Genomic DNA, 25,674 nt, shown 5'->3' on the forward strand with positions numbered 1-25,674 from the left:
ACAAGAGCCCAAATCAAAACCACCAATCCCCCGCCGACCGTTCCGGCGAGCACGCAGTGCGAGACGGGAAGAATGACGCCCTTGTCACGAACGCGGAGTGTGCGAGAGCACAGATTCCAGATGCACCACTACCGCAACGGCGCGAGGGACCCACTTATAAGCTAGCGGTGTGAGCCGCTTTCTTTTGCCTACTTTTCTTTGCGGCAGGCAAAGAAAAGTAGGTGCCTGCCCCGCACAGGGGCGACGCTAATAAACCAATAAGAATTCAAGAAAAGGCCAAAGACAAAAGAAGCCAGACCAGGAAAAAACCAACACCACAGATAAACAGAACAACAGAACAACAGAACAACAGAACAACAGAACAACAGAACAACAGAACAACAACCGCCGAACAGGCAAAAAACAGCAACCTCCTACCCCACCTTCAAAAACCTCAAAACCGAAACCCCATGCACCGCATGCACCCCATGCATCCACACATGCGCCCCAACAAACCACGCAGCCACCCAAGCCCCCCCAACAACAATCAAATCACAATGCCCACTATTCCAAAGATTAAGAGAGTGCCGCCCGGCAACCCAAGGCACCCCAAGCGGATTCGGCCAATCGGCCAGCAAATGCATCACCCCACCACAAGCAAACCCAAACACCGGCGCAGCATAAACAGAATGCCCGAGCCAATGATAAGAACCCGCGAGCAAAGCGAGCCAACCCACCCCCCAATGCGTCAACGTGCGATGCGTAATCCACAACCTTCGCGCACGTGACCACCACGCCACCTCCAGCCAATCCGGCGCCGTACTTCCCGCCACCCCGGCGATGAAACTCAACAGCACGCCGATATGAAACGAACCGCCGCCGCCGATGCGAGCGACAATCGCCGCCGCGATAACACCGGCCGCAAACCCGGTCGCATGATGTGCTTTATTAGATGCCATCGAAACTCACAACGCTGCACGCCGCAAAAAGCCAAAGGGCGGTCATATTCGCAGATGAGCAGATAAAAAAATAGCCGACACGCGACATAAAAATTCGCGCATCGGCGTGGCCTTCAACAACGCAGTCGTGTGACCGGAAACTCAGGTCGCGCAGCGTGCAATATCGACACGCATTTCCGGTTCCGGTGGATCGTCCGGCGCACTCGCGGGATGCATCACCTTGATGATCGAACCGGCGTTGGACGGCGTCAGCGTGACGAAATAGGAGGTGTTCGAATCCGAGCCGACGGCGATCTCAGTCGCGGCACCTACGCGCGACATCCGCACGCGTGACAGCTTGCTTTCGAGGCAATCGGAAATATCGGTGGGAGTGCGCTGCGAAGACACGTAGATCATCGGCTGGGACGCATCGCGGGCGGGGCCGCTGGAAGAACCGCAGGCAGCGAGAAAAGCGGTGACGGCAGCAGCGGGAGCAAGCAGGAGAAGTCTTTTCATGGTCCGGTCGTCGGCGTCCCCGGTCGTACACGGGAACTTGGGGCGCGGGCGAAGCGCGACGCGCGTGAACGCAACGCCATGCTTCGCGACGAAGCTGCCGTTCAATCGCAACGAGGTTGCGGCGAGGAAGGCAGCCGGACTCAGTATACCTACCGCGCGCTTGCGCCGTCACTATGGCTACGTCGAAACGTAAGAACGTAAGGCTCATGAAAAAACCCGCGCGTGATCGTGTCACGCGCGGGTTCGGTTGCAGAGCGGACCGATACGCCGCTCCGCACCTGCCATCGGAGAAACTTAGAAGCGGTGACGCAGGCCGACAGCGGCGGCAATTTGATTGCCGGTCGACGACGGCGCCAGCGTGTTGATCGACGCCACGTTCGCGCCGAAGTTGCCGAGTTCGCCCGATGCGTGCTGGTACACGCCTTCCACGTACACGTCGGTACGCTTGCTCAGCGAGTAGTCGCCTTGCAGCGAGACGGTGTGCCACTTCGGATCGCCTGAGCCGTTCGAACCCGACATCTTGCCGTCGGTGAACGTGTACGAAGCCGCGAGGCTCAGGGCCGGCGTCAGTGCATATTTGCCGTTCAACTCGTAGTTGTCCAGATGCAGGTTCGTGCCCGCCACGCCCGGCAGCGTGACGCCGCCGACGTCCACCCCCGTGATGCCGTCCAGTTGCGTATGCGTGTACACGAAGCCGACTGTTGCCGGACCGTACGTGTAGTTGATGCCCGCGCCAAACGTGCGTTGCAGATTCGCCGCGACCGCGGCGGTGCCGTCGCCTTGCGAAACCGCGCCGTCCAGGTTGGAGCTGCCCGACTTGTTCAGTTGCAGGTAAGCCGCGGCAACGCTCAACGGGCCGTTGTCGTACGAAGCACCGGCGCTCCATGCGCGATTGTTCGAGAACTGGCCGGCCGAGTTGCTGAAGCCGTACAGGCCGCCGAATTTGAGGCCGGCGTAGTTCGCGCTCGTGTACTTCACGGCGTTCTTGATCGAGAACGAGTTGTCCAGATTGTCGTTGTCGAACGGGTGAGCGGCGAGATTGTTGCCGTAGCCCGCACCCGCTTCGGACAGCGGCGCCAGGTAATCGACCACGGAGTCATATTGGCGGCCGAGCGTCAGCGCGCCGTACTGATCGCTCTTAAGGCCGACGAACGCCTGACGATTGAACATCGTGCCGTTTTCCGAGTCCTGGCCGTTGTTCAGGTTGAAGCCGTTTTCCAAGGTGAAGATGGCATGCAGACCGCCGCCAAGGTCTTCGCTGCCACGCAGGCCGAAGTAGGTGTTCGACACCGAACCGCTACCTTGTTGCCAGTTGCTGTGGCCGCCCTGGTTGTTCGAGTAGACGAGACCGGCGTCCAGTGTGCCGTACAACGTGACGCTGCTTTGTGCGTGGGCGGTGATGGCGAACGCGCCCATGAGGCCTGCTGCGATGAGGGTTTTTTTCATGTTCAGATAACTCCGGGACAGTGCAAGGAGAATCGCATTCCAGTGCTTACAGCCAATTCCACTGGCTGTCTGACGATTCGCTGCGAAGTGTATTCCTGCTATTCCTATCTTTAATCGCATATGGCACAACAATGCGTTTTCTAATTCGTAATAGCGGATTAGAAATTGTGTAAGTGCGGGTAAATAAAGAAAAAATCTGTTTAGGTAATGATTGTCGCAGGGGCTTGTCGCCGCCCGTAGTGTTGCTCGATCGCGACGTCCCCGCTGGGCTTTGATTTGCAAGGATTGGCGGGCGTCGTCGGGCAATCCCGGATTCATTGTGTTTTCTGCAACGCACTCTTCCAATTCGTGTGGTCTATTCTGGCGAATTACCGCTCTACAATTCACTTCACCCTTTGACCAAGGGTGTCTTTTTCATCTTTTTATACGCGGCTTCCGGGCCGCGTTTTTTTCGAATTTTTTATAATCGGTTTATAAGTTCCCGCGAATAACGAAATGCACTATTTCGCCTGGCGAGGAGCTGGTTCAGGCTTGTCCGTTCGTCAGGGGGCCGCATTCGGCGTGTGCGGGACGGGTAGAATCGCATGCTTGAGATGTGCTTCCGCCCCCGCGAACGTGAGTAAACCTGTAATGACCGATAGCCCCCTTCCTTCGTCCGACACCGCTGCTGATTCCACGACGGAGGGCGCGCCCGAAATGAACGAGGAGCTGCACGAAAGCCAGCCCGAAACCGTGCACGAAGCGCGTCTGTGGCGCGACGACGGCTGGACCGCGCGCGTCATCAAGAACGAAGACGACGAAGGCTGGGCCGTCGCCATGATCAAGGACGGCGAAGCGGAACCGGCGCTCGTCGGCCCGTGGACGATGGGCCGCAACAAGAAGGATCCGAAGCCGCTCGACACATCGGCGTTCAACACGCTGGTGAAAACCGCATCCGAAGTGCTGCGCCGCCATGAGCAGCAACTGCGCGCCCAGTTGCATAAAGAGGTGCGCGTGGCCAGCGCGGACGGCAATGACGAACTCGACATCACGCTCGACATCGTCCCCGACGAAGACGAACCGTACGCGCTACTGACGGCACTCGACACATTCGGCGAACAGCTTGCGCAGGTGCAGGTCGCACCGAACTTCAAGCTGAGCAAGGCGAGCGCCGTTGCGTGGGTCGAAAACGAATTCCGCCGGCCGGGCTAGATCGGCGAAGGCGGGATTCAGCTAACGGCTAGCTGAATTTAACATTACTAAAGCCTGTCAATATACTTTCACATTCGCTACATAGAATCCTCGCGTCATAGCGGCGCGAGCGTGAACCATGCGGTTTTGGGTCTGAGTGCGTGCCGGCTGTGCGTACCCCCCACGCTACCCAAACCCTGGATCACGACAACATGGCAGAGCCGTTCGACCTTTCCCGCCGCAAGGCCCTGAAACTACTCGCCGGTGCGCCGATGCTGCCATTAGGCGGCCTCGCGACGGCGTCGATGCTGACCGCGTGCGGGGGCGGAGGCGATGACCTGACGACACCGCTCAAACCGGCGGCCAGGTTTGTCTCGGCAGCATTCAACGGCATGGCCGCGCCGACGCTGACGGATCCCGCCGCGATGGCGAAAACCACCGTCGGTTCGACCCTCTCGGTGCAACTGAGCGACGGCAGCAGCCGTACGTTCAAGCTGGCCTATCAGCCGTTCTTCGTCACCGGCGACACGGTGCCGAACATCAACGGCGGAACGATCCTGGCCGGCGGTTATTTCGACATCAACAATCAGCCGATCATCGATAAATCGGTGGCGGGTAAGGAGCGCCAGTTCTATTCGGACTGCCCGGACGGCAGTTCGCTGATCCGTCTCGACAAGCCCACGGTGAAGGGCCTCAAGGGCAATGCGGTATTCGCCGTCGTGCAGTTCGAATACACCACTCGCGATCAGAGCCTTGTGTCGATGTATGGCCAGTTGCCGTCGCCGATCGCCGTGCTGACGCTCGATCAGGACCCGGCCACCGGCAAGCTCACGCTGGTGGGCTACCACAACGTCGATACCTCGAAGGCGCATGGCTTGTGGATCACTTGCGGCGCGAGCCTGTCGCCGTGGAACACACATCTGTCGAGCGAGGAGTACGAGCCGGACGCCACGACGATCGCCACCAACAGCCAGTTCAAGGGCTTCAGCCGCAGTCTCTACGGTGACGAAACGACTGCCAGGGCCTATCACTACGGCCATCTGCCGGAAGTGACCGTCAATCCGGACGGCACCGGCACGATCAAAAAGCACTACTGCCTCGGCCGTATCTCGCACGAGCTGATTCAGGTGATGCCGGACAAGCGCACCGTGCTGATGGGCGACGACGCGACCAACGGCGGCCTCTTCATGTTCATTGCCGATCGCGAGGCCGATCTGTCGGCGGGCACGCTGTATGTCGCGAAGTGGACGCAGGTGTCGGCGAGCGGGGCGGGCGCGGCGACGCTCTCCTGGATCAATCTGGGCCACGCGACCAGTGACGAAATCGAGGCGCTCGCCAACCAGTTGAGCGCGAGCGACATTCTGGACGTCGCGACTAAAGACCCGGCTGATTCGAGCTATACGAAGATCAACTACAACGGCACCTTCAACTGGGTGCGCATCAAGCCGGGCATGACGAAGGCGGCGACCTTCCTCGAAACGCATCGCTACGCGGCTTTGGCCGGCGGCAGCATGGGTTTCACCAAGCTCGAAGGCACGACGGTCAATATCAAGGACAAGGTGTTGTATTCGGCGATGTCGCGCATCGAGAAGTCGATGGTGCGCGGTCATGCCGCGTCGACCGATGTCGCCGTCGACAAGGCGATCAACGCCGGCGCGGTTTACGCGCTGAACATGAAGGGCGGCCAGCAAGACCGCAGTGGCGGCGCGATCAACAGCGACTGGGTGCCGGTGGACATGGCCGCGCCCGCGGCGTTGGTCGGCGAGGATCTGTCTTCCGCCGACGCGCTCGGCAATACGGCGAACGCGGATCGCATCGCGAATCCGGACAACCTGAAATTCTCGGAGAAACTGCGCACGCTCTTTATCGGCGAAGACAGCGGCATGCACGTCAACAACTTTCTGTGGGCCTACAACGTCGATACGAAGACGCTCGTGCGCGTGTTGTCGTGCCCCGCGGGCGCGGAATCGACCGGCCTGCATGCGGTCGACGAAATCAACGGCTGGACCTACGTGATGAGCAACTTCCAGCACGTCGGCGATTGGGAAAGTCCGTTGCACGATAAGGTCCAATCGACGCTCGATCCGCTCGTGCGGGCGAACTATAAAGACCGCTTCGGCGCGACGGTGGGGTATCTGACGGCGGATCCGGCGGGGATCAAGCTGTAGGGGCGGGCGGGGCGATGAGCACGATATAGGCCGTTCGGCTGAGGCGCCGTCGAGGGGGATTCTCGCGATAATTTGCGGTTTCCCCCTCAACTGGCGTATGAATTGGATCTCGTTTTTGCGGCAAGGCTATATCGACGTAGCAAGCGTTCGATATGGCCTGTCGCACCTGCTCGCCAGCGCTTTCCCCCTTGCGATTCCCGGTTCTGCGAAGTTTCCCCCCGCGATGGCGACCGTCCATGTCGAATACACATCCCATTGCGTGTCGTTCGGTCCCAGTGCCGAAGGACCGCTGGACTTCGAAACGCTCGGCGATGAGCGCAAAATTCTCGATCATCGGCATGTCGCTCGCGCATTCTGCTTCGACAGGCATCATTGGTCGTTTCGCTTGCCCGCGATCGTCGCGCAGTTAGGTGAGCGGCGTTGCTACTTCACGGGTCATTCGAACTGGCTCGTGATTGAAGATGTCACGCATCGCGGTGAACCGGTCGAATATGAAGTGTTTTTTCGTCTGCGCCGGGCGGGAGCGAGTGCGTTGCGGCTGGTGATCGAGAGTGCCTACGTACGCGACGTCAGCAGGGGAAGGGCAGGAATCCCGCGTAATAGGCGGAGCATCGTACGGTTTCGTGTGATGGCCGCGAAAATATTGAGAGGCGAGCCGATCCGCGATCCGCACCTCCACCATTCCTGACTGAAAATCACGCACCAGAAACAGGTGAGGCCCCACGTGGGGGCCTCATAACTTCGCGGGTGCGCTTGGTCGGTATGACCCGACGTAACCAGCACGGCTGGACCCTGTTTGACCAGGAGGCAGATAGACGCCCTTACGGGCCCCGAAAAATCCATCTGCAAGAATTATAACGCGTAAGGCGCCTACCTTCTATCTCCCAATCAGCCATCCCAGCCGGCTTTGGGTCCACCCGCCGCCTCAACTCCGCTTGCAGAAAATCGCGGTCACGAGCGGCGCCACCCGATGGACGATTGCCGTGCTGCCGGCTTCGGTAATCGCGTTCTGCACCTTGGACTCGCTGCCAAACACCACAACGCCATAGGCCGAGCGGGCCAGCGGCTCGCCGTCTCCGACGCGAAACATCGGGTCGTCCTTTTCGTAGCCGACCACCGCGAAAACATGAAAACCGAATGCGGTCAGGTCGGCGCCGGACGCCGGCGAAAATGCATTGATCGAGTTGCTTTCGACGCGCGTCGGCTTGGGATCGATCAACTGCTGCTGGGCGAGATCGGCAATGAACTGATGACCGCTCTCATTGCAGGCGAGCGGTGCGTCGAGGGCGGCGGCATGACTGCCGAGCGGCAGCGCGGCGGCCACCAGCGCAAGGAGTACAGACGAAAAGAAGCGTTTCATATACGTGAATGGCGACCCGCGTTCGATGTAGTGTCTTCGCAACGGGCGGCGGCAGTGCGCCGCGACCCAAAAGACGTTGCGCATCGTGGCGGTCTGGCGTGACAGGCGCAACTGGATTCGCACTTTAACGTGATTCGGCATATCTTGCGCGGCGCCCGACCCGCAGTGGCAACCCAGGGTCCTTAAGAAAACGTTAAGGAATGAAGCACGCTTTTCCGATCCCGTATATATTTCCGGGTTATGAATTCGCGACCATTAACTTCAACTAACGTTCCGTCCCCCAGAACTTGGGATGCGAAGCTCGCCCGCCGTCTGGTCACGCCGCTCGTCAATACCTGGGTCACGCCGAACCATCTGACCACGCTGCGCCTGCTGATCGGCGTGGCCGGCGCGCTGTGCCTCGCGCACGGCGGTTTCGCCTGGGCCAATGCGGGCGCCTTTCTGATCGTGCTGTCGAACTTCGTCGACCATACAGACGGCGAACTCGCGCGCATCGGCGGGAAGTCGAGCCGGATCGGTCACTTTTACGATCTGGCCTGCGACGCACTCGTCACCGTCATGCTGTTCATCGGCATGGGCGTCGGTACGGCGCATGTCGGCTCATTGAAAGCTTCTCCTGGCTGGCTGGGCGCCGTAGCGGGCGTCGCCGTCGCGCTGATTTTCTTCCTGCGCATGCGCATTGAGGATATGGCGGGCAAGGCGGGCACGAAGCAGGCGTCGGTTGGCGGTTTCGAAACCGAAGACGTGTTGTATCTGCTGCCCATCGTCACGCTGACGAGCGTCGTCATGCCGTTCGTCGTGGTCGCGTCGATCGGCGCGCCGCTCTTTGCCGTCTGGGTGGTGGTCGATTACTGGCGCGTTTCGCGCCGCGCCGCACAGTCGGCGGCCGCGCCCGCCAAGGGGTCCGAAACCAGCCAGATGTGGGCCAGCGAATGAGCACACACGCCGAAGACGACGTGATCGCCCCAATCTCCGCTGAACGATCGCCGGCCTCGTTGCCGGCCGCGTCGGCTGCGCCGAATGCCGATCGTGCGGTGGCGAGCCGGACGCGTACATTCGACACCCCGCGTCTGTCCAAAGATTTCAGCGATCAGGGCGCGTTCCTGTATCTGGAAGATTTCCTCGCGCCCGAGGTCACCGCCCAGCTTGTCCAGAGCGCGCGGGGCCTCCTCGACGAAGTGAACCGCAACTATCTGCCGGGCCACAAGCAGGGCGGCAGCGTCAGCCGTCATACGATCGACCGTCTCGCCCCGTTCATCGCCGAGCTGTATCGCTCGAAGGAACTGATCGGCTGGCTCGAGCGGCTGAGCGGCGACAAGCTGCAAGTCTCGCCCGCCGACGACCCGCACGCGTACGCGCTGTATTACTACACGCGCGCCGGCGATCACATCGGCTGGCACTACGATACTTCGTACTATGACGGCCGCCGCTATACGCTGCTGCTCGGCGTGATCGACGAATCGTCGTGCCGTCTCGATTACGAATTGCATACGCGCAATCCGGATGTGCCGGATCAACCCGGTTCGGTACAGATCCCGCCGGGCGGTCTGGTGTTCTTCGACGGCGACAAGCTGCGCCATCGCATCACGCCGGCTGCCGCGAACGAAATGCGCGTGTCGCTTACCTTCGAATACGTCACCGATCCGAACATGCGGCCGTGGCGCCGCTTCATCTCGAACATGAAGGACGCGATCGCGTACTTCGGTTTCCGTCAGGTCTTCCGTCAGATGACGAGGCGCAGCAAGGACCACGCATGACACGCGCGGCTCTGATTCTGCTGTCGATCGGGACGGCGCTGTTTGTCGGCCTGCTCGCGTGGCAGGGCTTCGGCTCGGTTGCCTCGGCGCTGGCCGCGGCAGGCTGGGGACTCGTGCTTGTGGCGGCGTTTCACCTCGTGCCGCTGGTACTCGATGCGGGCGCGATCTCAGTGCTGTTCCAGCGCCAGCGCGATGGCGTGCATCACGACGTGACGCTGCGCGATGCGCTGTTCGCGCGCTGGATCGGCGAATCGGTGAATAGCCTGCTGCCGGCCGGCCAGATCGGCGGGCCCGTGGTGATGGTGCGGCAACTGTCCCAGCGCGGCATGCGTATGCGCGACGCGGCGGCCGCGATCACCGTCAGCACCACGGCGCAGGCACTCGCGCAAATCGTCTTTGCCCTGCTCGGGCTGTTGCTGTTCGGCGCTTACGCCGCGCACGGCGCGCTTCACGATCTGCGAACCGCCACGCTGATCGCCACCGGCGTACTGGGCGCGATGATCGCGGGCTTTTACTATGCGCAGCGGCGTGGCCTGTTCGGCCGTCTGCTCGCGGTGGTCTCGAAGGTATTCGGCAAGCGCGACTGGTCGTCGCTCATGACGCGCGCCGAAGCCGTCGACGCCGCCGTGCAGGCGCTGTACCGCGAGCGCGGCCGTGTCGCGGCGAGCTTCGCACTGAGTCTGGTGGGCTGGATCGTCGGCACGGTCGAGGTGTGGCTCGCGCTGCGCTTTCTCGGCCATCCGGTCGACTGGGTCGACGCGCTCCTGCTCGAAAGCCTCGGGCAGGCGATTCGCGGCGCAGCCTTCATGATCCCGGGCTCGCTCGGCGTGCAGGAAGGCGGCTATCTGCTGCTCGCGCCGCTCGTGGGTTTGCCGCCGGATGCGGCGCTGGCGTTGTCGCTCGCCAAGCGCGCACGTGAAATCCTGTTGGGTTTGCCGGGGCTGCTGGTTTTGCACTTCAGCGAACGAAGCTGGCAACGGCGGCGCGCCACGGCGCGCGTGCCGGTTGTCGATTAATCTCCGAATTTTTTAAAGGACTGCGCATGCGTGCCATCATCCTCGCCGCGGGCCTCGGCCTGCGTCTTCAGCAACCGCCGCAGGCACAGTTCCCGAAGTGCCTGTTGCAGTTCGACGGCATGAGCCTGCTCGAACGGCATCTGCAGATGCTTGAAACCGCCGGCGTGACCGACGTCGTGCTGGCGCTCGGCTTTCAGCCGGAATCGGTGCAGGCGGAACTGGAGCGGATCAATTGGCCGCATAAGGTGGAAACCGTGCTTAATCCGCGTTTCGACCTGGGCAGCGTGTTGACGGTGCATACGGTGGCCGAGGCGCTGACGCGCGGCGGCGACGTGCTGCTGATGGACGCCGACGTGCTGTACGACGAGCGTATTCTGAGCGCGCTGGTGGCGGGCGAAACGGTCAACCGTCTGTTGATCGACCGTGATTTCGAAGCCGGCGACGAACCCGTCAAGCTGTGCCTGAAAGACGGCGTGCCGGTCGAATTGCGCAAGCAGCTCGCCGTCAATCTCGAGTACGACACCATCGGCGAATCGGTCGGCTTCTTCCGCTTCCGCCAGGAAACCGCGCAACGTTTCGCGGAGATCGTCGCGGGCTACGTGGATAGCGGCCGGGCCAACATGCCGCACGAAGAGGCGGTGCGCGACCTGCTGCTGGAGCGCAGCCAGGTGTTCGATACCGCCGACGTGACCGGCGCGCCGTGGATCGAGATCGACTTCCCGAACGACGTCGCTCGCGCGAGCACCGAGATTCTGCCGCAACTGCAACCGCTGGTCAGCGCGTCGCGTTAATTTTTCTTTCTGCGTTTTACTGCTGTATTGCATGGTGAGCCGACCCTGGGCCGGCTCACCGTCGCTTCACTTTTCCCTTCGCCGTTCTTCCCGTTTTCACTTCTGTTTTTCGTAGGCCTTTCTGCTTCGTTGTGCGCTCAACCATCGGGCGTCAGATCGCGGCATGCCATTGGCACGAGTACAAAAAGACCTCGCTTAACAACATCTGTTGCCGATGCGATGCCATAATCGCAGCTTTACACCGGCGGCTTTGCAACCCGTCGTCATGCCAATGCCTCTCGCTTTAGGCACTTTCATTGTTCCGCTGATCGTCGCGTGTGCGATGTTCATGGAAAACGTGGACGGCACGGTCATCGTGACGTCGCTGCCAGTTCTGGCACGCGATCTCGGCCAGGATCCCATCACCCTCAAGCTTGCCGTGACGGCATATGTCATCGGCCTCGGCGTGTTCATTCCGATTTGCGGCTGGGTCGCCGACCGCTTCGGTTCGCGCACGGTATTTCGCACGGCAATCGGCATCTTCATCGCCGGCTCGCTGATGTGCGCGGCGTCCACTTCGCTTGGCACCTTCGTGGTCGCGCGCTTCGTGCAAGGGGTCGGCGGCGCGATGATGGTGCCGGTAGGCCGCATCATCATTTTTCGCTCGGTGCCGAAGTCGGACTTCATTCGCGCGGTCAACTATCTGACCGTGCCTGCGCTGCTCGGGCCGGTAGTCGGGCCTCCGCTCGGCGGCTTCATCACGACGTATCTGCACTGGCGCCTGATTTTCTTCATCAATATTCCGATTGGCCTCCTCGGCATCTGGCTTGCGAACAAGCACATCGCCAATGTGCGCGAAGCGCATCCCGGGCGGCTCGACTGGACCGGCTTCGCGTTGTCGGCGAGCGGCGCCTCGCTGTTCATGCTGGGGCTCTCGCTGGTCGGCGGCGAACTGGTCTCGAACTCGGTGTCGCTCAGCATGTGCGCGATCGGCGTGGCGCTGCTGGTGATGTACGTGCTGTACGCGAACCGCGTCGAGTTGCCGGTGCTCGATTTGCGGCTGTTGCGTATTCCGAGCTTTCACGCGAGCGTGATTGGCGGCTCGCTGTTTCGCATCGGCCTCGGCGCCGTGCCGTTTCTGTTGCCGCTCGCGTTGCAGGAAGGCCTGGGCATGACGGCGTTCAAGTCGGGGTCGATCACCTGCGCGTCCGCGTTCGGCTCGCTCTTCATGAAGGCGGCCGCGTCGCACATTCTCGGCCGTTTCGGTTTCCGCTCGGTACTCATGTTCAATGCGGGCTGCGCGGGCCTGGCTATCGCGGTCTACGGTTTGTTCTTCCCGGGCACGCCGCATTGGTTGATCTGGTGTGTCGTGCTGTTCGGCGGATTCTTTCCATCGTTGCAGTTCACTTCGTTGAATACCCTGGCGTATGCGGATATTCCGAGCCGCGACGTCGGCCGCGCGACGAGTGTCGCGAGTGTGATCCAGCAGATTTCGTTGGGGCTCGGTGTAACGATCGCCGGCATCGTGCTGCAGATCTCGCATAACGTGCAGGGTCATTCGGCCATCGTGTTCTCCGACTTCTGGCCGGCGTTTCTGGTGGTCGGTCTGTTCTCGTTCCTGTCGATTCCAATAACCGCGCGCTTGCCGCAAGGCGCCGGCGATGAGATCGCGCGCGGCAATCGCGGGCGCGCATGAGTGTTTAACGCGCGCGGTGCGTCTCGCTTCGTGGCGCGCTGCGGTTACCGTGATCGATGCCAATTCGGACGCGGCGGCTCACGACATTAAAGGTCATGAAGTGGCGCGTTTTTGTGTGCTGCAGCATGCACCACATGTGTGCAACAACTTCGCAAAACCTGGAACGCCATGTTATAAGCCCAAGGCAGCTTTCGTTTTCGTCAGATGAAGAAATCGTCTTGGGGGATGTCCAATGAAGTTGTTTCACAACGCCAAATTGTCCGTTAGCGGACTTGCGCTGGTCGCACTCGTCTCTGTTTCAAACGGTTTGCTCGAAGCCACTCCGGCCTTTGCCAAAGCGCCCGAGAAAGCGCAGCCGGCTGTTCTCACGGCTTCCGCCATAGCGGTGGCCGACAAGTACAGCGCCGACGCCGCCGAGCAGATCTTCAAGGAAGGCGGCAACGCTGTCGATGCCGCCGTTGCAATCGCCTTCACGCTTGCCGTGACATATCCGGAAGCGGGCAATATCGGTGGCGGCGGTTTCATGACGCTCTATGTCGACGGCAAGCCGTACTTCCTCGACTATCGCGAGCGTGCGCCGCTGGCGGCCACCAGGAACATGTATCTCGACGACAAGGGCGAGGTCATCAAGGGCATGAGCCTGTTCGGTTATCGCGCGGTGGGCGTGCCGGGCACCGTCGACGGCATGTGGCAGGCGCAGCGCCGCTTCGGCAAGCTCAAATGGAAGCAGGTGCTCGCACCGGCGATTCACTACGCGCGTGATGGTTTTGAAGTCAGCGAGCAATTGCAGCAGCGCCGCGACGATGCCGCGAAAGACTTTGCCGGCAAGACCAACTTCGACACCTACTTCGGCAATCTGAAGCAGGGCGTCAACTTCAAGCAACCGGATCTCGCCGCGGTGTTGCAGCGTATTTCGGATCAGGGTGCGAAAGACTTCTACCAAGGCAAGACGGCTGATCTGATCGCGGCGTCCATGCGCGGCCACGGCCTGATTACGAAGGCCGATCTGCAGCAATACAAGGCCGTGTGGCGTCAGCCGATCCAGGCCGACTGGAACGGCTATCGCGTGATTACCGCGCCGCCCCCGAGCTCGGGCGGTATCGGTCTCGTGCAGTTGCTGAAGATGAAGGCCGACATTGCGCCCGACTTCAAGGACGTCACGCTGAATTCCGCGCAATACGTGCACCTGATTGCTGAAATCGAGAAGCGCGTGTTCGCCGATCGCGCGCAGTATCTCGGCGATCCGGACTTCTACAAGGTGCCGGTCGCGCAACTGACCGACGACGCGTATATCGCGAAACGTGCCGCTGAAGTGAATCCGACTACGCCGTCGGATACGAAGAGCGTGCAACCGGGCCTGGGCACGACGATGCCGGAGAAAGCGGAAACCACGCACTTCTCCGTGATCGACAAGTGGGGTAACGCGGTGTCGAATACGTACACCATCAACGGTTACTTCGGCTCGGGCGTGGTGGCCGATCGCACGGGTATCGTGCTGAACGACGAAATGGACGACTTCTCCGCGAAGCCGGGCGTTGCGAACATGTTCGGCGTGGTGGGCAGCGACGCGAATTCGATCGAACCGAAGAAGCGCCCGTTGTCGTCGATGAGCCCGACGATTCTGACGAAGGACGGCAAGGTGTCGCTCGTGATCGGCACGCCGGGTGGCTCGCGTATCTTCACGTCGATCTTCCAGGTGATCAACAACATCTACGACTTCAACATGCCGTTGCAGGAAGCCGTGGGCGCGATGCGCTTCCATCATCAACTGTTGCCGCCGAACACGATCTTCTGGGAGCCGTACAAGCCTATCGACGGCGAGCTCGCCAAGCAGATCGAAGCCAAGGGCTACGTGCTGAAGGGGCAGGATTTCAGCGGCGACATCCAGGCGATCAAGGTGAATGGCGATACGCCTGAAGCCGCAGCCGATCCGCGTGGCCGTGGCGTCACGCGGGTGATTCAGTGAACGTTTGATTTCAATCGTTCATGTGCTTGTGAGCGGCGCATCTTTGCGGATGCGCCGCGTGCAGAAGAAAGCCTCGCGCTCGATTGAGCGCGGGGCTTTTTTCATTCGCGAGACTGACGGTGCGTGGGGCTCTCTTTTTGTTGGGCGTAATTGACCGCGAGGTCTTTTCGCGCCACAGGTAGTGGCGCAGCGAATCAGCTCGCCTGCTCGACCGGCGTCAAGGTCAATTCGAGCCGTTGTGCGCCACGCAATACGGTCACGCTGACCGGTTTGTCGATACGTGAAGCGTCGAGCGTGCGTTGCAGGCTGTCGACGTCCTGCACCGCAAGCGCGTCGATCGCGACGATCGTGTCATCCGTTCGCAGACCGCCGAGCGCGGCCGGGCTGTCTTTGACGATTTCCATGACGTGCACGCCGCTCTCCGAGCTCAGCGTGAAATAGCGCTGCACGCGACGCGACAGCGGCCTCGTGGTACCGGCCACGCCGATGTACGCGCGCCGCACGCGGCCGTGCGTGAAGATCTGCATGATCACCCACTTGGCCGTATCGATCGCGGTGGCGAAGCAGATCGCCTGGGCGCCAGGAATGATCGCGGTGTTCACGCCGATCACCTGACCGGCCGAATTGATCAGCGGGCCGCCCGAATTGCCCGGATTGAGCGCGGCGTCCGTCTGGATCACGTCGTAGATCATGCGGCCCGAATTCGAGCGCAGCGAGCGGCCGAGCGCCGAGACCACGCCGGTCGTCACCGTTTGCGCGAGGCCGAGCGGATTGCCGACCGCGATCGCAATCTGGCCGACCCGCAGTTTCGACGACTCGCCGAGTTCGACATGCGGTAACGGTTCCGGCGAGCCGATGCGCAGGACGGCGAGATCGCTGCCGGGGTCGTCGCCGACCAGATCGGCGTCGAATTTCGTGCCGTCGGCGAGCGTCACCTTGATGTGCGTGGCGCCGTGCACGACGTGGCTGTTGGTGAGCAGATAGCCGTCGGGCGTGAACAGGAAGCCCGAGCCGGTACCGCCGCGTGCGCCGCGGCTGTCGCGCCCGGAGGGGGCGCCGGGCAGCCGGCGTTCGACGGAAATGAAGGCGACCGCCTGCTGAACACGTTCCAGCGCGCCGATCACGGTGCGGGAATAGGCGTCGAGCAGGGCGTCGTCGGATAAAACGTTGAGTGGATCGGGCCCGGGGGCGTCGGATGCGGCGCGCGACAGGTCATCGATGAAGCGTGGACGGCTTCCCATGGCGATGCTCCGGATAAACGGGAATCCAGATGCAGGGCGGTGGGAGGGTTTTCAAGTGGGGGCGGGGTGGGTGGTCCTATGAGACACTTTGCCGTGTCAGGAGACGCGGACGCTGGGGTGTTGCCTGAGCGGGCCCGCCGGCTTACGCTTGGACCGACGTTTGCGCCCACTCCCGCAACACCGCAACACCCGGGCACACGCCGTGCAAGCCCGTCAGGCGCCCGCCATACCAGGGAGACAGCCGCCATGAACTCACCCACCCCGTCACCCGCCGCGTCCACATCCTCGAGTACACCGCCCGAGCCGCACATCGAGTCCCTCAGCGCCATCACGCTCGCCACCCGCGATATGCCGCGCGCGGTGCTGTTTTACGAAGCGCTCGGTTTTCCAATCAAGTTTGGCGGCCCGCGGGAAGCGTTTACGTCGTTTGCGTTCGGCGGTTCGTATCTGAACCTGATCGTCGACGCCCGCGCGCCGGTCAACTGGTGGGGGCGCGTGATCATTTATGTCTCGGATGTCGACGCGCTCTACCGGAAGGCGCTGGCGGCGGGTTTGAAGCCGTCGCTCGTACCGTCCGATGCGCCATGGGGCGAGCGCTACTTCCACATCACGGATCCCGACGGCCACGAACTCAGCTTCGCGAGGCCTTTGCGTTAGCCTCGGGCCGGCAGCGTAAAACTCGCTATCATGGACGTTCAAAGGCATGCAGGCCGCAAGGGGGGCCCAGCGCGCCACCGCGCGGTTGCCGTGCCGGTAACATGGCTGACACCTCGCGCTTCGATAATCGAACCCGTTCGCGACGCGCATGCGCCGCGCGCCTAACCATTTCCGTTGCCAGGAGAGTCGCAATGAAAGAGCTGGACCCGAGACCCGAGGCCGAAGTGCTGGCAGAACGGCAACGCCGTTTCGAGGAGGACCTCATCGACGCGTACGACGAGGAACTCGAAATGGAGGTCGACGACCGTATCATCGACGGTGCCGACGGCTTCACGCCGGAGCATCGCGAGGCGCGCAAGATGTACTTCCGCGAGCTGTTCCGGTTGCAGGGCGAGCTCGTCAAACTGCAGGACTGGATTGTGCAGACCGGCCATCGCCTCGTGGTGATTTTCGAAGGGCGCGACGCGGCCGGCAAGGGCGGCGCGATCAAACGCATTACGCAGCGGCTCAATCCGCGCGTGTGCCGCGTGGCGGCGTTGCCGGCGCCGAACAACCGCGAACGCACGCAATGGTATTTCCAGCGTTACGTGTCGCATCTGCCGGCCGGCGGCGAAATGGTGCTGTTCGACCGTAGCTGGTATAACCGCGCGGGCGTCGAACGCGTGATGAATTTTTGCAGCGACGACGAGTACGAGGAATTTTTCCGCTCGGTGCCGGAATTCGAAAAGATGCTGGCGCGAAGCGGCGTGCAGATTCTCAAATACTGGTTTTCGATCACCGACGAAGAACAGGAAATCCGCTTTCAGAACCGCATCCACGATCCACTGAAGCAGTGGAAGCTGAGTCCGATGGATCTGGAAAGCCGGCGCCGCTGGGAGGCCTATACCCAGGCGAAAGAAGTCATGCTGCAGCGCTCCCACATTCCCGAGGCGCCGTGGTGGGTCGTGCAGGCGGTCGACAAGAAGCGCGCGCGCCTGAATTGCATTCACCACCTGTTGAGCCAACTGCCGTATCACGAGATCGAGCATCCGCAGATCGAATTGCCGTCGCGGGTCTACCACGACGAATACAGCCGTCAGCCAGTGCCGGCGTCGATGATCGTGCCTGAAATCTACTGATTGGATTGCGGCTCGGTGAAATAAAAAGCGCGGCAATGCCGCGCTTTTTTACGTTCGCTGGGGTGGCCGGACTGGCGCCCGGCGTCAGCGGTTTCAGCCGTTTTAGAACAGCATCCGGAACACCCAGTACAGGCCTGCGGAGAGCGCGATCGACACCGGCAGCGTCAGCACCCAGGCGAGGACCAGGCTGCGCACGGTGCCCCATTGCAAGCCCGAGCCGTTGGCCGCCATGGTGCCGGCCACGCCTGAGGACAGCACGTGGGTCGTCGAGACCGGCAAGCCGTACATATCGGCCGCGCCGATCGTCAGCATCGCGACTACTTCAGCCGACGCACCCTGCCCATAGGTCAGATGCTGCTTGCCGATTTTCTCGCCGACGGTGACGACGATGCGCTTCCAGCCGACCATCGTGCCGAGGCCCAGAGCGATAGCAACCGCGACCTTGACCCACGTCGGGATAAATTTGGTGGCGTGATCGGTTTGCGCCTTGAAGTTGTCGATCGCCTTGGCGTCCGCCGGCGCGAAAGCCGGCTGCTTGCTCTTATCCATCAGGCGAATGGCTTCGGACGCGACATACATGTTGTTGCGCACGTTATCCACGATGCTTTGCGGCACCGCAGCCATCGAACCCGACGCGCCGACCTGGTTGCCGATCTGAGCGGTCAAAGCCTGCAAGGCCGGCACGGTGGCGGGCGTCAACTGACGCGTACGCACATACGCTTCGACTTCGGCGCGCGGATTGGCGGAGGGCGCCACACCCTGGGTGTATTTGGCGAGCGTCGTCGAGGCCTGCTGCGCTACCGCGAGGAAGGTCTGCGTTTCCGCCGGCGTGACCGCCTTGTTCAGCGCATATGCCGTCGGCACCGTGCCGATCAGGATCAGCATGATGAGGCCCATGCCTTTCTGCCCGTCGTTCGAACCGTGTGCGAACGAAACGCCCGTGCAGGTCAGAATCAGCAGGCAGCGAATCCAGAACGGCGGCGGTTCCTTCCCCTTCGGTTCTGCATACAACGCGGGAACGCGCACCACGGCCTTGAGGATCAGCAGCAGCAAACCGGCGGCGAGAAAGCCGACCAGCGGCGAGAACAGTAGCGATTTGCCCACGCCGAGCGCCTGACCCCAGTCCACGCCGCTCGTGCCGTTCACACCGTGCATGAGCTGATTCATCAGACCGACGCCGATGATCGAGCCGATCAACGTATGCGAGCTCGACGACGGCAGTCCGAAATACCAGGTGCCCAGATTCCAGATGATGGCAGCGATCAACAATGCGAAGACCATCGCAAAGCCCGCGCTGCTGCCCACTTGCAGAATCAGTTCGACGGGCAGCAGTTGCAGGATGCCGAACGCGACCGCGCCGGTTGAAGTAAGCACCCCGAGGAAATTCCACCCGCCGGACCAGACCACGGCAATGTTCGGCGCGAGCGAATGCGTGTAGATCACGGTGGCGACGGCATTGGCCGTGTCATGGAAGCCATTGACGAATTCGAAGCCGAGCGCGATCAGGAGCGCGATGCCAAGTAACAGGTAAGGCAAAAACGATGCTTCGCGCACCGGCTGTAAATCATCAGCCAGATGCATGGCGCAATAGGCCGCACCGATCGCAATCACAACGAGGAAGATGATGAGGCCGATATTGCGCCCTTTTCCACTGGCAGTGCCCGGTTGCGGGTACGAAAGTTCCGGCATGACGTGAGCCCCAAAAGTTTGTCGCGGAGCTTTCGATCCTGCGGTGCCTGTGTGTCGTAATGATGACAGTGGCGTGACGGCGAGGCGGAACGGATGTTCGTGGGAGGTGCGCGCAGCTTGACTCTGCGGGATAAATCGCGCGCCTGTGCGGCGTGCAGGAATGCTAAGCGGTCCGAAAAGAACTAGGCGTGAAATGCGTCGGTCTGGCGAAATGGATTCACGTTCGACTGCCGCCGGGTCCGGATGCCGACTCGCGTGAATTCGCGCGATGCAGCAGGCCGCCGCGATTGACGGCGAATTGCGCGATGATGCGCCACGCATCATCTTGCGGCCGTCCTCGTGCAGTTTGGGCGAGGCACTGGTGGATATCCGCCGGGACCTTTTTTTGCTAGGCTGACGCAAAGGTGCCTTCTGAAGGACGTCCGATGAACCAGGCGAGCCGGAAAACCGGCAAACAGGAAGTGGATGGCAAGTCGGCCGGAGCAATCCCTTCGGCGGAGTCGGCCTTTGCCTCCTACGCGGCGCCCCTTGTCGACGAGGCGATCGAACACGCCGGCGCGGTGCGCGAAGACGCGTCACCCGAAGCCCTGCACAAACTGCGTGTATCGCTGCGGCGGCTGCGCTCGTTGTGGTGGGCGTTCGAACCCTTGCTGGACAAAGGCGAGAATACGCGCCAACGGGCGCTGTATAAATATCTGGCAACGGCAGCCGGCAAGACGCGCGATTGGGACATTCTGATCGAACTGATTACTCAGGACGAGCGTGTTGCGCACGAGATGGCGCCCAGGCTCCAGGCGGCGCGCGGCGGCGCATTGGCGACGAGTCGTGAAACGCTGTCGAACGCGGACGTCAAACATTTGCTGCAAGACGCGCTGACCAGCGCCAAAAAGGAATTGAACACGGCCCATGAACGCGTGCCGCTGCGGAAATTCGTCGATAAGCGCGTAGCCATTTCCGAACGTGCGCTGAAAAAGCGCATAAAACGCGCGTCTCACGCGAGGCGTTCCAATTACACCGCGTTTCATGACGTCAGGAAGGCCGGCAAGAAATTGCGCTACCTGCTCGAGTTTTTCGAGCCGGTTCTCCACGGCAGCCGGAAACGTACCCAGAAGCGGTTGAAGCAGATTCAAAAGCGTTTCGGCACGCTGAACGATGTCGTCGCGAGCGAAATGCTGCTGCGCGACAACGCGGGTCTGCTGGCCGGATCCGGCGACGCCGATGCAGCGCTTCACTGGCTCAGGAAGGAACGCAAACGCCGGATGCGCGCAGCGGCGGGACTGCTGCGCAAGCTCTGACGCGGCCTGAGGGTGGCTGCACGTTAGGGCGAAGCGGCCAGCATCAGCACACCGGCAGTGCGTCCGTACCTGATCGCTCAGGCGGATCGCTTGCGAAGGAAGTGATGCGTACGTGGCATATCGAACACTTTTGCTGGGTCGGCGGTTGCGATTTATGTCGCGCGCGCAATTCGGCGGCGAGGCGCTTTAGCCGCGCCGCGGGGCGAAGCCGCGCAGGGTTACCGCGTTGCGGGCTTCGTCGTAGGGCGTCGGTGTACGTTTGGCGGTAGTCAATGGGTCGGCCGGCGTGAGCGGTTCGACGGGAAACCCGCGCCGTTGCCAGGCGTCGAGGCCGCCACGCAGTGCGCGAATCCGCGTGTAGCCGTTCAGGCGCATCCGTTGAGTGATCTCGACGGCGGTCGCGCTGTCCGGGCAAATGCAGTAAATCACCCTGTCGTAGACGAGCAGCGCGCCGTCGATCTGTTCGAATGAGCGCGGGTCGAGCGTCAGCGCTCCGGGAATAGGGCATAGCGTTCCATCAACCGATGATGGCGGGCGGACATCCAGGACCTTGGGAGGCGCGATGCCGCGCCATCTGCCGGATGCCGCTTGCGACGCGGTCGCGGAGGCGGCACGCGCAAAACGGCGTCGTTCGCGGCGTCGCTGGTGCAGTCGGTACATCAGATAGGCCAGCGCCGCAGCCAGCAGGATGTCGATCACCGTACCGCCGCGTGCTTTGACGAAAGCAAGCAGCATATGCAACTGTCTTTCCGCCGCGGCGCCGCCGAGCAGCCAGAAGGTGGCCCACGCCAGCGCGCCGCCGAGGTCCCACACGGCATAGATGCGGGCATCCACGGCTGTCGTGCCCATGAGCGGCGGGGTGATGAGGCCCAGGCCGGGGACGAACTTCGAAATCGACACGAGCGGCACGCCGAAGCGCTCGAATAGCGAGCGGGCCTTGTCGACCCTGGAATCGATTGCCGGGGAGATCCGGCTCAGGGCCGCGATCAGCCTGCGGCCGTAGATGCGGCCGGCGGTGAACCACGTACCGTCGCCGATGAGCGCACCGAGCACGGCGGCGCACAGGACCGGCCAGAAAGACAGCGTGCCGGCGGCAATCGCCGAGCCCGCGAAGAGCAACATGGGGACCGCGGGGATCGGCAAGCCGAGGCGTGTCAACAGGACGTTGAGAAATACGACTGCGCCGCCCCAGGTTGAAACCGCCGACGACGGAAACTCTACCAATTGCAGAACTCCTGTTATTACAGTTGGCGTTCTATTTCAATCAGGATACTCGATGAGCCTGGTCGCGGTGCCGGCCGGCCACGCCTGGCGATAAGCCGGATTCGCATCAGTACATCGTGAAATCGACGCTGCGCCGCGAGTCGCGGGCAGGCGTTTCCCCTGCAATTTCGTTCAAGACCGTGTGTGTCCATCCCGTCTAATCTGCCTGCTCGTTCAAAGGAATGGGACAGCAGCATGAATTCACGATATGTCGGATACGTGTTTTGCGCACTCGCGATGATCGGGGTCGGCAGCACAGTGGTTGTCAGCAAATCGATCGCAAGCGGATTGCCGCCGTTCAGTGCGACCGCGTTGCGTTTTGCCATCGCGTTTCCCCTGTTCGTGCTAGTGATGCGCTGGCGCGGCGTGCGCTGGCCGCGTCTCGATCGACGCGATACGGCGCTCGTGATAGCCCAGGCGGGGGCGGGCAGCGTCGGCTATACGGTGTTGCTGATCAGCGGTATGAAGCTCGCCTCGGCCGCCGATGCCGGCGTGATTGCGGGCACCTTGCCGGCTGTGTCGGCCCTGGTCGCCATGCTCGCGCTGGGTGAGCGCCCCGCGCCCGCGTTGATCGGCGCGATTGGCCTCGCCACCTTGGGCGTGCTCGTGTGCACCGTGCGTATCGACGATTTCACCGCGCCCCATGCGGCCAGTTCGCTGGCAGGCAACGCCCTGGTATTCGCGGCGATCGTCTGCGAGGCACTCTTCATTTTGCTCAATCGCAAGTTGCGCACGCCGGTCGCGCCGCTGCCGCTGTCGGCGTTGATGTGCGGCATTGGTTTCGTGGTGGCGATCGTGCCGGCGTGCTTCGAAAGGCCCTGGCATGTGCCGTTCAACGCAAGCGCCCTGAGCGGCGTGCTGTATTACGCGCTCGTGCCGACCGTGGCGGGCTTTGTCCTCTGGTATGCGGGCGCGGCGCGCATCAGCGGCGCGGAAGCCGGCCTCATGACCGCGCTCGTGCCGGTGAGCGCGGTGGCGCTGGCCGCTGTCGTGTTGCGGGAGCCCGTGAGTGCGGCGCAACTGGCGGGTGTCGCGTGCGTGCTGGGCGCAGTATTGCTGGCGACCTTTGGCCAGATGCGTACGGTTCGTAGCACGGCCTGATTCGCGGCGTGGCCGCATCGCTATTCAGGTATTGGCGATCGCCACGACCCCCGGATTGCCCACGATCGACAAAAACTCGCGCCGCGTCGACGGATCGGTGCGGAACGTGCCGAGCATGCGCGACGTGACCATCGTGACACCGGCCTTGTGCACGCCCCGGGTCGACATGCATTGATGCGCGGCCTCAAGAATCACGCCGACGCCCGCCGGTTGCAGCACATCGTTCAGCGTATCGGCGATCTGTACCGTCATCTTTTCCTGGATCTGCAGACGCTTGGCGAACGCATCGACGAGGCGCGCCAGCTTCGAAATGCCGACCACCCGATGCTGGGGAAGGTACGCAACATGGGCCCGCCCGATGATCGGCACCATGTGGTGTTCGCAATAGCTTTCGAAACGGATATCTTTCAGCACGATCATTTCGTCGTAGCCGTCCACTTCGGAGAAGGTGCGGGCGAGGATTTCGCGCGGGTCGATCTGATAACCCGCGTAGAACTCCTCGTAGGAGCGCACCACGCGCGCCGGCGTATCGAGCAGGCCTTCACGCTCGGGATTGTCGCCGGCCCAACGCAGCAGCACGCGTACCGCTGCTTCCGCTTCGTCGCGGCTGGGGCGGTCTGCTGCGGCCGCGGGTTTGGTTTTCTTTGCTTTGCTGCTGGCCATCCGTCGCTCCTCCGGGATCGCGCGTCGACGCTAAGCGGAGCGCGCGGGGTCAATGAGTGAAGCCATTGTTCCATGTTTTGCGTTGAATCGTGTCGATGCCCCTTTCGCTGCCGGGGCATGAGCTCACTTTGGCCACTCATCCATATCGTCGTTGAAGAGTTCGGCGACGATGCCGCGCAGCCAGCTCGCCCGCGGATCGTTATGAAACTTGCGATGCCAGTGCTGCCGCAAATCGAAGCGCGGCAACGGCAGCGGCGGCTCGACCAGCGTGATCGACGCATGCTCCGACACGTACGCGAAGCCGATTGCGTGCGGCACGGTCGCGAGCAGATCGGTACGCGCGAGGATGAACGGCAGACTCATGAAGTGCGGCGTTTCGAGTACGGCGCGGCGCTTGATGCGTTTCTTTTCCAGGTAATGTTCGAGGACTTCCTGGCTGCGTCCTTCGGCCCGCACGACGGCGTGGCCCGACGCCACGTACTGAGCCAGTGTGAGGGGCGCCTTTGCAAGAGGATGTCCCGTGCGCATCAGGCAGATGAACCGATGGGTGAAGAGCCGTTGCTGGAAGAAGTTATTGCCCGACAGATCGGGGAAATAGCCCACGGCGAGATCGACGTCGCCCGATTCGAGTCCGCGTTCCACGTGCGAGGGCGGGAGCGACACCGAGCGCAGATTCGCATACGGTGCGCGTTCGGCGAAGAGTTGCAGGAGCCGCGGCAGGAAGACGATTTCGCCGACGTCGGAGAGCGCGATGGAGAAGGTATGGGTGCTGGTGGCCGGATCGAAGTCCTGCACGTCGAGCATGCCTTTCTCGATACGCAGAAGCGCGTCGCGGGCGGCTGGAAGAATGGCGAGCGCGCGCGGCGTGGGTTCCATGCCTTTCGATGTTCGCACGAAGAGCGGATCGTCGAAGTATTCCCGCAGACGGCCTAGCGCGGTGCTGACGCGGGGTTGGCTGACGCCGAGTTGGTCCGCTGCGCGGCTGACGTTGCGGGTGTCTTCCATTGCTACCAGGTAGGGGATCAGGTTTAGATCCAGGTTTGAGTCGGGCATGGGGTTTGGGTTTGGTTTTTGCCTGCGGCGCTTGGGGGTTTGCGTGGTTTGTATTTCTTAGTTCTTATTTCCTATTTTGATAGAGGGTAGTTTAGTTATCTTGGTTTTGGATAGTGGGGTTTTCTTTGCCTGCGGCGGTTTTTTGTTTGCTTGCCGACGGCGTTGGGCTTTGCTTGGGTTGGTTGCCTGCGCGGCGCTTGTTGTTGTGGTTTTATGGCGTTGGCCTTTCCTTGATCTGGATTCTTTGGCCTTTCCGTGACCTGGCGTCTTTGGCCTTTCCTTGAATTTTTCGTGGTCTATTAGCGTTCGCCCCTGTGCGGGGCAGGCACTTACTTTCTTTGCCGCCGCAAAGAAAGTAAGCAAAGAAAGCGGCTCACACCGCTAATTCTGAAGCGGGTCCCCCGCGCAGCCGCGGTAGTGGCACATCTGGAATCCGTGCCCTCGCACATTCAGCCAGAGTGACAAAGATGTCATCCGCTCCCACTCCGCACTGCGTGCGTCGCGGACGGGTCTGCCTGGGAAACCAGGGGCTTCGGTTGGATGCTGTGGGAGCCCTCGGCTTCACCTCGACGAAATGCCTACGCGCCCAAACGACGAGCGTTTCACTCAAATCAACGTACGAAGCCACTGGCCAAAAAAACGCTGCTGTTATGAAATGAAACTGGCAACGGCAACGGCAACGGCAACGGCAACGGCAACGGCAACGGCAACGGCAACGGCAACGGCAACGGCAACGGCAATGGCAATGGCAATGGCGAGCCACGGTACTGAGCGAAACACGAGTGCGGAAATGTGGCGATTGGTTCTATGAA

Annotated in this window: 22 protein-coding genes; 13 read left to right on the forward strand and 9 right to left on the reverse strand. The window is 61.8% G+C overall.

What is annotated here, in order from left to right:
• Positions 1-413: 413 nt before the first annotated feature.
• The 3 genes from ACOSV0_RS25155 to ACOSV0_RS25165 all read right to left on the reverse strand — a co-directional run bounded on the left by ACOSV0_RS25155 (position 414) and on the right by ACOSV0_RS25165 (position 2,879).
• Complete coding sequence (locus ACOSV0_RS25155; RefSeq protein WP_434114700.1) at positions 414-938, reverse strand: metal-dependent hydrolase; 525 nt, start codon at positions 936-938, stop codon at positions 414-416.
• Between the two features lie 141 nt (positions 939-1,079).
• Positions 1,080-1,433: a sugar ABC transporter ATPase gene (locus ACOSV0_RS25160; protein ID WP_434114702.1), complete on the reverse strand. Its 354-nt coding sequence runs from the start codon at positions 1,431-1,433 to the stop codon at positions 1,080-1,082.
• Between the two features lie 294 nt (positions 1,434-1,727).
• On the reverse strand, positions 1,728-2,879 hold the full coding sequence (locus ACOSV0_RS25165) for a porin (RefSeq protein ID WP_434114704.1): 1,152 nt from the start codon (positions 2,877-2,879) through the stop codon (positions 1,728-1,730).
• Between the two features lie 630 nt (positions 2,880-3,509).
• Between ACOSV0_RS25165 and ACOSV0_RS25170 the strand changes: the two genes are divergently transcribed.
• The 3 genes from ACOSV0_RS25170 (at position 3,510) to ACOSV0_RS25180 (ending at position 6,905) form a co-directional block, all read left to right on the forward strand.
• The gene (locus ACOSV0_RS25170) at positions 3,510-4,070 is read left to right on the forward strand and encodes a hypothetical protein (protein WP_434114706.1); all 561 of its coding nucleotides are present in this window, start codon (positions 3,510-3,512) and stop codon (positions 4,068-4,070) included.
• Positions 4,071-4,261: 191 nt separating this feature from the next.
• Complete coding sequence (locus ACOSV0_RS25175) at positions 4,262-6,217, forward strand: PhoX family protein (RefSeq protein ID WP_434114708.1); 1,956 nt, start codon at positions 4,262-4,264, stop codon at positions 6,215-6,217.
• Positions 6,218-6,314: 97 nt separating this feature from the next.
• The gene (locus ACOSV0_RS25180; RefSeq protein ID WP_434114709.1) at positions 6,315-6,905 is read left to right on the forward strand and encodes a hypothetical protein; all 591 of its coding nucleotides are present in this window, start codon (positions 6,315-6,317) and stop codon (positions 6,903-6,905) included.
• A gap of 237 nt (positions 6,906-7,142) precedes the next feature.
• On the opposite strand, the gene ACOSV0_RS25185 is transcribed toward ACOSV0_RS25180, so the two are convergent.
• Positions 7,143-7,577 (reverse strand): hypothetical protein, encoded by a 435-nt coding sequence (locus ACOSV0_RS25185; protein WP_434116130.1) that lies wholly within the window; start codon positions 7,575-7,577, stop codon positions 7,143-7,145.
• A 240-nt stretch (positions 7,578-7,817) separates the two neighbouring features.
• Between ACOSV0_RS25185 and ACOSV0_RS25190 the strand changes: the two genes are divergently transcribed.
• From ACOSV0_RS25190 to ggt, 6 genes are all read left to right on the forward strand, one after another.
• Complete coding sequence (locus tag ACOSV0_RS25190; protein ID WP_434114711.1) at positions 7,818-8,513, forward strand: CDP-alcohol phosphatidyltransferase family protein; 696 nt, start codon at positions 7,818-7,820, stop codon at positions 8,511-8,513.
• Complete coding sequence (locus ACOSV0_RS25195) at positions 8,510-9,334, forward strand: HalD/BesD family halogenase (protein WP_434114713.1); 825 nt, start codon at positions 8,510-8,512, stop codon at positions 9,332-9,334. The genes ACOSV0_RS25190 and ACOSV0_RS25195 overlap by 4 nt, the downstream gene beginning before the upstream one ends.
• The gene (locus ACOSV0_RS25200; protein WP_434114714.1) at positions 9,331-10,350 is read left to right on the forward strand and encodes a flippase-like domain-containing protein; all 1,020 of its coding nucleotides are present in this window, start codon (positions 9,331-9,333) and stop codon (positions 10,348-10,350) included. Before ACOSV0_RS25195 ends, ACOSV0_RS25200 begins: the two co-directional genes overlap by 4 nt.
• A 26-nt stretch (positions 10,351-10,376) precedes the next feature.
• On the forward strand, positions 10,377-11,141 hold the full coding sequence (locus tag ACOSV0_RS25205; protein ID WP_434114716.1) for an NTP transferase domain-containing protein: 765 nt from the start codon (positions 10,377-10,379) through the stop codon (positions 11,139-11,141).
• 271 nt (positions 11,142-11,412) lie between these two features.
• Positions 11,413-12,816: an MFS transporter gene (locus ACOSV0_RS25210; protein WP_434116132.1), complete on the forward strand. Its 1,404-nt coding sequence runs from the start codon at positions 11,413-11,415 to the stop codon at positions 12,814-12,816.
• Between the two features lie 232 nt (positions 12,817-13,048).
• The gene (ggt, locus tag ACOSV0_RS25215) at positions 13,049-14,782 is read left to right on the forward strand and encodes a gamma-glutamyltransferase (RefSeq protein WP_434114718.1); all 1,734 of its coding nucleotides are present in this window, start codon (positions 13,049-13,051) and stop codon (positions 14,780-14,782) included.
• Positions 14,783-14,976: 194 nt separating this feature from the next.
• Here the strand turns inward: ggt and ACOSV0_RS25220 are convergent, their stop codons facing one another.
• On the reverse strand, positions 14,977-16,023 hold the full coding sequence (locus ACOSV0_RS25220) for a S1C family serine protease (protein ID WP_434114720.1): 1,047 nt from the start codon (positions 16,021-16,023) through the stop codon (positions 14,977-14,979).
• A 246-nt stretch (positions 16,024-16,269) separates the two neighbouring features.
• Here ACOSV0_RS25220 and ACOSV0_RS25225 point away from each other — a divergent pair, with 246 nt between their 5' ends.
• The gene (locus ACOSV0_RS25225; protein WP_434114722.1) at positions 16,270-16,680 is read left to right on the forward strand and encodes a VOC family protein; all 411 of its coding nucleotides are present in this window, start codon (positions 16,270-16,272) and stop codon (positions 16,678-16,680) included.
• Positions 16,681-16,871: 191 nt separating this feature from the next.
• Complete coding sequence (gene ppk2 / locus ACOSV0_RS25230) at positions 16,872-17,798, forward strand: polyphosphate kinase 2 (protein WP_434114724.1); 927 nt, start codon at positions 16,872-16,874, stop codon at positions 17,796-17,798.
• Between the two features lie 102 nt (positions 17,799-17,900).
• Here ppk2 and ACOSV0_RS25235 read toward each other — a convergent pair whose 3' ends face one another.
• Complete coding sequence (locus tag ACOSV0_RS25235) at positions 17,901-19,487, reverse strand: inorganic phosphate transporter (RefSeq protein WP_434114725.1); 1,587 nt, start codon at positions 19,485-19,487, stop codon at positions 17,901-17,903.
• 425 nt (positions 19,488-19,912) lie between these two features.
• Between ACOSV0_RS25235 and ACOSV0_RS25240 the strand changes: the two genes are divergently transcribed.
• On the forward strand, positions 19,913-20,782 hold the full coding sequence (locus tag ACOSV0_RS25240; protein WP_434114726.1) for a CHAD domain-containing protein: 870 nt from the start codon (positions 19,913-19,915) through the stop codon (positions 20,780-20,782).
• Positions 20,783-20,968: 186 nt separating this feature from the next.
• Here the strand turns inward: ACOSV0_RS25240 and ACOSV0_RS25245 are convergent, their stop codons facing one another.
• Positions 20,969-22,006 carry a VTT domain-containing protein gene (locus tag ACOSV0_RS25245; protein WP_434114728.1) on the reverse strand — a complete coding sequence of 346 codons (1,038 nt, stop codon included), beginning with the start codon at positions 22,004-22,006 and terminating at the stop codon, positions 20,969-20,971.
• A 234-nt stretch (positions 22,007-22,240) separates the two neighbouring features.
• Here ACOSV0_RS25245 and ACOSV0_RS25250 point away from each other — a divergent pair, with 234 nt between their 5' ends.
• Positions 22,241-23,146, forward strand: coding sequence for a DMT family transporter (locus ACOSV0_RS25250; RefSeq protein WP_434114730.1), 906 nt, complete (start codon positions 22,241-22,243; stop codon positions 23,144-23,146).
• 24 nt (positions 23,147-23,170) lie between these two features.
• Here ACOSV0_RS25250 and folE read toward each other — a convergent pair whose 3' ends face one another.
• Both folE and ACOSV0_RS25260 read right to left on the reverse strand, forming a co-directional pair.
• Positions 23,171-23,809 carry a GTP cyclohydrolase I FolE gene (gene folE / locus ACOSV0_RS25255; RefSeq protein ID WP_434114732.1) on the reverse strand — a complete coding sequence of 213 codons (639 nt, stop codon included), beginning with the start codon at positions 23,807-23,809 and terminating at the stop codon, positions 23,171-23,173.
• A gap of 123 nt (positions 23,810-23,932) precedes the next feature.
• A complete protein-coding gene (locus ACOSV0_RS25260; protein ID WP_434114733.1) occupies positions 23,933-24,862 on the reverse strand; it encodes a LysR family transcriptional regulator in 930 nt (309 codons plus the stop codon).
• Positions 24,863-25,674: the final 812 nt, after the last annotated feature.

This window comes from Paraburkholderia caffeinilytica (genome assembly GCF_051027425.1).
Classification (GTDB): Bacteria; Pseudomonadota; Gammaproteobacteria; order Burkholderiales; family Burkholderiaceae; genus Paraburkholderia; species Paraburkholderia caffeinilytica_A.

Excerpts from the sequence above, each read along its gene's own strand:
- ACOSV0_RS25240 (WP_434114726.1), top strand. The coding sequence starts at position 19,913 with ATGAACCAGGCGAGCCGGAAAACCGGCAAACAGGAAGTGGATGGCAAG.
- ppk2 (WP_434114724.1), top strand. The coding sequence starts at position 16,872 with ATGAAAGAGCTGGACCCGAGACCCGAGGCCGAAGTGCTGGCAGAACGG.
- ACOSV0_RS25260 (WP_434114733.1), bottom strand. The coding sequence starts at position 24,862 with ATGCCCGACTCAAACCTGGATCTAAACCTGATCCCCTACCTGGTAGCA.
- ACOSV0_RS25220 (WP_434114720.1), bottom strand. The coding sequence starts at position 16,023 with ATGGGAAGCCGTCCACGCTTCATCGATGACCTGTCGCGCGCCGCATCC.
- ACOSV0_RS25200 (WP_434114714.1), top strand. The coding sequence starts at position 9,331 with ATGACACGCGCGGCTCTGATTCTGCTGTCGATCGGGACGGCGCTGTTT.
- ACOSV0_RS25170 (WP_434114706.1), top strand. The coding sequence starts at position 3,510 with ATGACCGATAGCCCCCTTCCTTCGTCCGACACCGCTGCTGATTCCACG.
- ACOSV0_RS25250 (WP_434114730.1), top strand. The coding sequence starts at position 22,241 with ATGAATTCACGATATGTCGGATACGTGTTTTGCGCACTCGCGATGATC.
- ACOSV0_RS25225 (WP_434114722.1), top strand. The coding sequence starts at position 16,270 with ATGAACTCACCCACCCCGTCACCCGCCGCGTCCACATCCTCGAGTACA.
- ACOSV0_RS25210 (WP_434116132.1), top strand. The coding sequence starts at position 11,413 with ATGCCTCTCGCTTTAGGCACTTTCATTGTTCCGCTGATCGTCGCGTGT.
- ACOSV0_RS25180 (WP_434114709.1), top strand. The coding sequence starts at position 6,315 with ATGAATTGGATCTCGTTTTTGCGGCAAGGCTATATCGACGTAGCAAGC.
- ACOSV0_RS25165 (WP_434114704.1), bottom strand. The coding sequence starts at position 2,879 with ATGAAAAAAACCCTCATCGCAGCAGGCCTCATGGGCGCGTTCGCCATC.
- ACOSV0_RS25235 (WP_434114725.1), bottom strand. The coding sequence starts at position 19,487 with ATGCCGGAACTTTCGTACCCGCAACCGGGCACTGCCAGTGGAAAAGGG.
- ACOSV0_RS25155 (WP_434114700.1), bottom strand. The coding sequence starts at position 938 with ATGGCATCTAATAAAGCACATCATGCGACCGGGTTTGCGGCCGGTGTT.
- ACOSV0_RS25160 (WP_434114702.1), bottom strand. The coding sequence starts at position 1,433 with ATGAAAAGACTTCTCCTGCTTGCTCCCGCTGCTGCCGTCACCGCTTTT.
- ACOSV0_RS25175 (WP_434114708.1), top strand. The coding sequence starts at position 4,262 with ATGGCAGAGCCGTTCGACCTTTCCCGCCGCAAGGCCCTGAAACTACTC.
- ACOSV0_RS25190 (WP_434114711.1), top strand. The coding sequence starts at position 7,818 with ATGAATTCGCGACCATTAACTTCAACTAACGTTCCGTCCCCCAGAACT.
- folE (WP_434114732.1), bottom strand. The coding sequence starts at position 23,809 with ATGGCCAGCAGCAAAGCAAAGAAAACCAAACCCGCGGCCGCAGCAGAC.
- ggt (WP_434114718.1), top strand. The coding sequence starts at position 13,049 with ATGAAGTTGTTTCACAACGCCAAATTGTCCGTTAGCGGACTTGCGCTG.
- ACOSV0_RS25205 (WP_434114716.1), top strand. The coding sequence starts at position 10,377 with ATGCGTGCCATCATCCTCGCCGCGGGCCTCGGCCTGCGTCTTCAGCAA.
- ACOSV0_RS25185 (WP_434116130.1), bottom strand. The coding sequence starts at position 7,577 with ATGAAACGCTTCTTTTCGTCTGTACTCCTTGCGCTGGTGGCCGCCGCG.
- ACOSV0_RS25195 (WP_434114713.1), top strand. The coding sequence starts at position 8,510 with ATGAGCACACACGCCGAAGACGACGTGATCGCCCCAATCTCCGCTGAA.